Here is a 4,864-nt window from a genome sequence, read left to right as displayed (position 1 = left end):
GGTTACCTACTTGTTGCTCCCCGATGACAGGGGTGAGGGGAGCCGGCGAACCGCCGGACGACCGAGAAAACCCTCATTTTCTGTGATCGTGCACAGCTTCCCTCACCCCTGTCATCGGGGAGCAACAAGTAGGTAACCCCACGCACCCGCCATTGACAAGGGGCCGAAACAATTCTCTACTGTGCACGATCACAGAGCCGCGCGGCCCTCGCGCACAGCCTCTCGGTCACGTCCGCAGAACCTCCCCCCACGGCGGTTGCCGCGAACGCGCGACGTCCCGAGACCGGCTGGTTCCAAGTCAGGGGAGATGAAGATGTCGATCAACCGCCGCCAGATCAGCAGGCGAAGCATCCTTGCCGGGGCCGCAGCCCTCGGCCTCACCAGCACCCTCGCCGCCTGCGGCGGTTCCGACGACAAGGACTCCGGCGAGAGCGGCGGGCCCGTCAAGCTGACCTACTGGTCGTGGGCGCCGAACATGGAGAAGGTCGCCGCGATCTGGAACAAGAAGAACCCGGACATCACGGTCACCGTCTCCAAGCAGGCGAGCGGCCAGGAGATCCTTTCCAAGCTGATCACCGCGAAGAAGGCCGGCAACGCCCCCGACCTCATCCAGGTCGAGTACCAGTCGCTGCCCACCCTGGTCTCCAACGACGTCCTGGCCGACATCTCCAAGTACGCCGGCGACACCAAGTCCGACTTCGCCGAGGGCCTTTGGGGCATGGTCACCCTCGGCACGGACGCGCTCTACGCGATCCCGCAGGACTCCGGGCCGCTGATGTTCTACTACCGCGAGGACCTCTTCAAGAAGCACGGCCTGACCGTCCCGAAGACCTGGACGGAGTTCGCCGAGACCGCCCGCGCCGCCAGGAAGGCCGTCCCGGACGCCTACCTGACCACCTTCTCCGCCAACGACCCCGGTCTCTTCGCGGGCCTGTCCCAGCAGGCCGGCGGCAAGTGGTGGACCGTCGACGGCAGCGGCAAGTGGACCGTCGGCATCGACGACGCGGCCACCCGGCAGGTCGCCGAGTTCTGGGGCGGGCTGGTGCAGGAGGGCGTCATCGACAACCAGCCGATGTACACCCCGGCCTGGAACAACGCGCTCAACAAGGGCACGCACCTGGCCTGGGTCTCCGCCGTGTGGGCGCCCGGCGTGCTGGTCTCCTCCGCGCCCGACACCAAGGGCAAGTGGCGCATGGCCCCGCTGCCGCAGTGGAAGTCCGGCGACCACGTCACCGGCAGCTGGGGCGGCTCCTCCACCGGCGTCTCCACCGACTCCCAGCACGCGGAGGCCGCCGCCAAGTTCGCCACCTGGCTCAACACCGACCCGGAGGCGCTGGCCGCCCTGGTCAAGGAGGTCGCGATCTACCCGGCGGCCACGAAGGGCCAGTCCGGCGACGTCCTGACCACGCCGGAGTTCTTCTCGAACCAGGCGGACTTCTACACCACCGCCGGCGAGATCGCCGCCACCACCGCCGCCGCGGCCTGGGGCCCGAACGTGAACACGGCCTACACCACCTTCCAGGACGCCTTCGGCAAGGCCAGCAAGGCGAAGAAGGAGGCCCAGTTCGACTCCGCCCTCGCCACCGTGCAGGCGAAGACCTTCGCCGACATGAAGAAGCAGGGCTTCGAGGTGACCGAGGCATGACCAGCGCTCCGCTCAAGGGCGCCGACCTCACCGAGGCCGGCCCCTTGGCGGACGGCACCGGCACCGCCCCGTCCGTCCGCCCCAGCCGCCCCCGCCGACGTGGCCGCAGCGCACCGTACTGGTTCCTGGTGCCCACCCTGACCCTCTTCGCCGCCTTCACCGTGGTGCCCATCGGGTACGCGATCTGGCTGAGCCTGCACAGGGTGCAGGTCAAGGGCATCGGCCTCGGCAAGGGCGCCCGGCAGCAGGTCTGGAACGGCCTCGGCAACTACACCGACGTCCTGAAGGACTCCGAGTTCGGCCACAGCGTCCTGCGGGCCTTCGGCTACGGCCTCATCGTCATCCCGACCATGCTGGGCCTCGCGCTGCTGTTCGCGCTGATGCTGGACACCCCCAAGGCGCGCAGCGCGCCCTTCGCCCGGCTGATGATCTTCCTGCCGTACGCGGTGCCGGGCATCATCGCCGCGCTGATGTGGGGCTTCCTGTACCTGCCGGACGTCAGCCCGTTCTACTACCTGCTCGACAGGTTCGGCCTCCCGCAGCCCGACCTGTTCGACGGCGGCAACCTCTACCTGTCCTTCGCGAACATCGCGGTCTGGGGCGGCACCGGCTTCAACATGATCGTCATCTACACCGCCCTCCGGGCCATCCCGCCGGACATCTACGAGGCGGCCCGGATCGACGGCGCGACCGACCTGGGCATCGCCCTGAAGATCAAGATCCCGATCGTGATGCCCTCCCTGGTGCTCACCTTCTTCTTCTCGGTGATCGCCACCCTCCAGGTCTTCACCGAGCCGATGGCCCTCAAGCCGCTCACCAACGGCCTGCCCAGCTCGTGGAGCCCCCTCATGGCCATCTACGACAAGGCCTTCCTCCAGTCCGACATCTACGGCGCCTCCGCCACCGCGGTCGTCCTGGCCCTGGCCACGTTCGTCCTGTCCTTCACCCTGCTGCGCATCTCCGACCGCTACACCCGGGAGGACCGGGCATGACCCCCCTCACCCTCACCGCCGCCCCCAAGAGCGGCCGCCGCACCGCCTGGGTGCCCACGATCGTGCTGATCCTCGGCGCGCTGTACTGCCTGATCCCCATCGCCTGGGTGGTCGTGGCGGCGACCAAGGACCGCTCGGAGCTCTTCTCCACCTTCACCTTCGCCCCCGGCACCGGCTTCCTCCAGAACCTCAGCGACCTGACCGCCTACCGGGACGGCATCTTCTGGCGGTGGATGGCCAACTCGGCCTTCTACGCCGGTCTCGGCGCCCTGCTCTCCGCCGCGGTCTCCGCCGCCGGCGGCTACGCGCTCGGCCGCTACAGCTTCCGCGGCCGCGAGGCCGTCTTCAAGATGATCCTGGCCGGCGTCCTGGTGCCGTCCATCGTGCTGGCCGTACCGCAGTACCTGCTGCTGTCGAAGCTCGGCATGGCCGACTCCTACTGGTCGATGCTGCTGCCGTCGATCCTCTCGCCCTACGGCGTCTACCTGGTCCGCATCTACGCGGCCGCGTCCGTGCCCGCCGAACTCATGGAGGCGGCCCGGATGGACGGCGCGAGCGAGTGGCGGATCTTCTCGCGGATCGCCGTACCGATGATGATGCCCGGGCTGATCACGGTGTTCCTCTTCCAGTTCGTCGGGATCTGGAACAACTTCCTGCTGCCCTTCGTCATGCTCGCCGACGACGAGAAGTTCCCGATCACCCTCGGCCTGTACACCCTGCTCGCCCAGGGCGCCTCGCAGCCCGCGCTCTACACCCTGGTCATCACCGGGTGTCTGCTCGCGATCCTTCCGCTGATCGGGCTCTTCCTGGTGATCCAGCGGTTCTGGTCGCTGGACCTGATGAGCGGGTCGGTCAAGGCCTGAGGCCCCGGCTCCCCTGCACGAACGTCTTCGAACGAGGAACATGACCACCAGCGCGAACGGACGCCGCAAGCCACCGACCATCCACGACGTGGCCCGGGAGGCGGGCGTCTCGCGGGGCACCGTCTCCCGCTTCCTGAACGGCGGCCACTACGTCTCGCCCGCCGCCCGGCGGTCGGTCGAGGCCGCCATCAGGAAGACCGGCTACGTGGTCAACCGGCACGCCCGCAGCCTCAGTACGGGCCGCTCGGACTCGGTGGCGTTCCTGCTGACCGAGCCGCAGGAGAAGTTCTTCGAGGACCCCAACTTCAACGTCCTGCTGCGGGGGTGCACCGAGCGGCTCGCCCAGCACGACATCCCGCTGCTGCTGATGCTCGCCGAGAGCGACGACGACCGGCGCCGGCTGACCCGGTACATCACCTCGGGGCACGTCGACGGTGTGCTGCTGCTCTCCAACCACAGCGGTGACCCGGTGGCGGCCGAACTGCACGACGCCGGGATCCCGTTGGTGGTGTGCGGCAAGCCGATAGGGCGGGGCACCAAGGTGAGTTACGTGGCCGCCGCCGACCGGGAGGGCGCACAGGACATGGTCCGCCATCTCCTCGCCGGCGGCCGGCGCCGGGTCGGCATGGTGACGGGGCCGCTGGACATGCCGGGCGGCCCCGACCGACTGGCCGGCTACCGGGACGTGCTCGCCGAGGCGGGCCTGCCCTACGACCCGGGCCTCGTCGTCGAGGGCGACTTCCGGCGCAGCGGCGGCGAACGGGCGGCCCGCCGGCTGCTCGCCCAGGCCCCGGACATGGACGCGGTGTTCGTCGCCTCGGACCTCATGGCCCTGGGAGTCGTCGGCGTCCTTCAGCAGGCCGGGCGTTCGGTCCCCGATGACATCGCTGTCGGCGGCTTCGACGACTCCCCGGCGGCCATCGCAGCCGCCCCCGCCCTGACCACCATGCGCCAGCCCTTCGACCGCATCAGCGCCGAGATGGTCCGCATGCTCCTGGCCCAGATAGCGGGCGAGAACACAGCCGGAGTGATCCTGCCGACGGAACTGGTGGTCCGGGACTCGGCGTGACGCTCCGCGGGTCGGGCGGGGTGGAGCAGGTGTCGTACGACCGGTCACCGAGGCGAGGTGGGCGCGGCCACGGCCGTGCCGCCCCCCGGTTGCCGCGCACCAAGAGCCGCAGCCGCCCCGGACGGCGGGGGCATCACGGCTTGGTGCGTGCGGCCACGTCCGCTCCGCCCCGGCCGCCGCACCAACGTGCCGCAGCCGCGCCGGACTTACCCGCATCGGCCGTGCCCGGAATGTTCCTGACCCAGGTCGCGCGCCTAACTGGTGGTGCGGGGCCCAGCGTGGCGCTCCGCGGGCC

4 protein-coding genes are annotated in these 4,864 nt (G+C 69.6%); all 4 read left to right on the top strand.

All coding sequences use genetic code 11. From position 1 onward, the window contains the following. Nucleotides 1–307 precede the first annotated feature (307 nt). Genes EHS43_RS37525 through EHS43_RS37510 form a run of 4 tightly spaced genes read left to right on the top strand, consistent with a single transcriptional unit; the run spans nt 308 to nt 4,569 of the window. The gene (locus EHS43_RS37525; protein ID WP_185806581.1) at nt 308–1,645 is read left to right on the top strand and encodes an ABC transporter substrate-binding protein; all 1,338 of its coding nucleotides are present in this window, start codon (nt 308–310) and stop codon (nt 1,643–1,645) included. Continuing rightward, complete coding sequence (locus EHS43_RS37520) at nt 1,642–2,637, top strand: carbohydrate ABC transporter permease (RefSeq protein ID WP_125195094.1); 996 nt, start codon at nt 1,642–1,644, stop codon at nt 2,635–2,637. Before EHS43_RS37525 ends, EHS43_RS37520 begins: the two co-directional genes overlap by 4 nt. After that, nucleotides 2,634–3,500: a carbohydrate ABC transporter permease gene (locus EHS43_RS37515; protein WP_125195093.1), complete on the top strand. Its 867-nt coding sequence runs from the start codon at nt 2,634–2,636 to the stop codon at nt 3,498–3,500. Before EHS43_RS37520 ends, EHS43_RS37515 begins: the two co-directional genes overlap by 4 nt. A gap of 40 nt (nt 3,501–3,540) precedes the next feature. Continuing rightward, nucleotides 3,541–4,569: a LacI family DNA-binding transcriptional regulator gene (locus EHS43_RS37510; RefSeq protein ID WP_125195092.1), complete on the top strand. Its 1,029-nt coding sequence runs from the start codon at nt 3,541–3,543 to the stop codon at nt 4,567–4,569. Nucleotides 4,570–4,864 lie beyond the last annotated feature (295 nt).

This window comes from Streptomyces sp. RP5T, from assembly GCF_003933965.1.
Taxonomy (GTDB): Bacteria; Actinomycetota; Actinomycetes; order Streptomycetales; family Streptomycetaceae; genus Streptomyces.
Note: the sequence above shows the minus strand (reverse complement) of the source record. Positions and strands in the feature narration are given on the sequence as shown.

Excerpts from the sequence above, each read along its gene's own strand:
- EHS43_RS37525 (WP_185806581.1), top strand. The coding sequence starts at position 308 with ATGAAGATGTCGATCAACCGCCGCCAGATCAGCAGGCGAAGCATCCTT.
- EHS43_RS37520 (WP_125195094.1), top strand. The coding sequence starts at position 1,642 with ATGACCAGCGCTCCGCTCAAGGGCGCCGACCTCACCGAGGCCGGCCCC.
- EHS43_RS37515 (WP_125195093.1), top strand. The coding sequence starts at position 2,634 with ATGACCCCCCTCACCCTCACCGCCGCCCCCAAGAGCGGCCGCCGCACC.
- EHS43_RS37510 (WP_125195092.1), top strand. The coding sequence starts at position 3,541 with ATGACCACCAGCGCGAACGGACGCCGCAAGCCACCGACCATCCACGAC.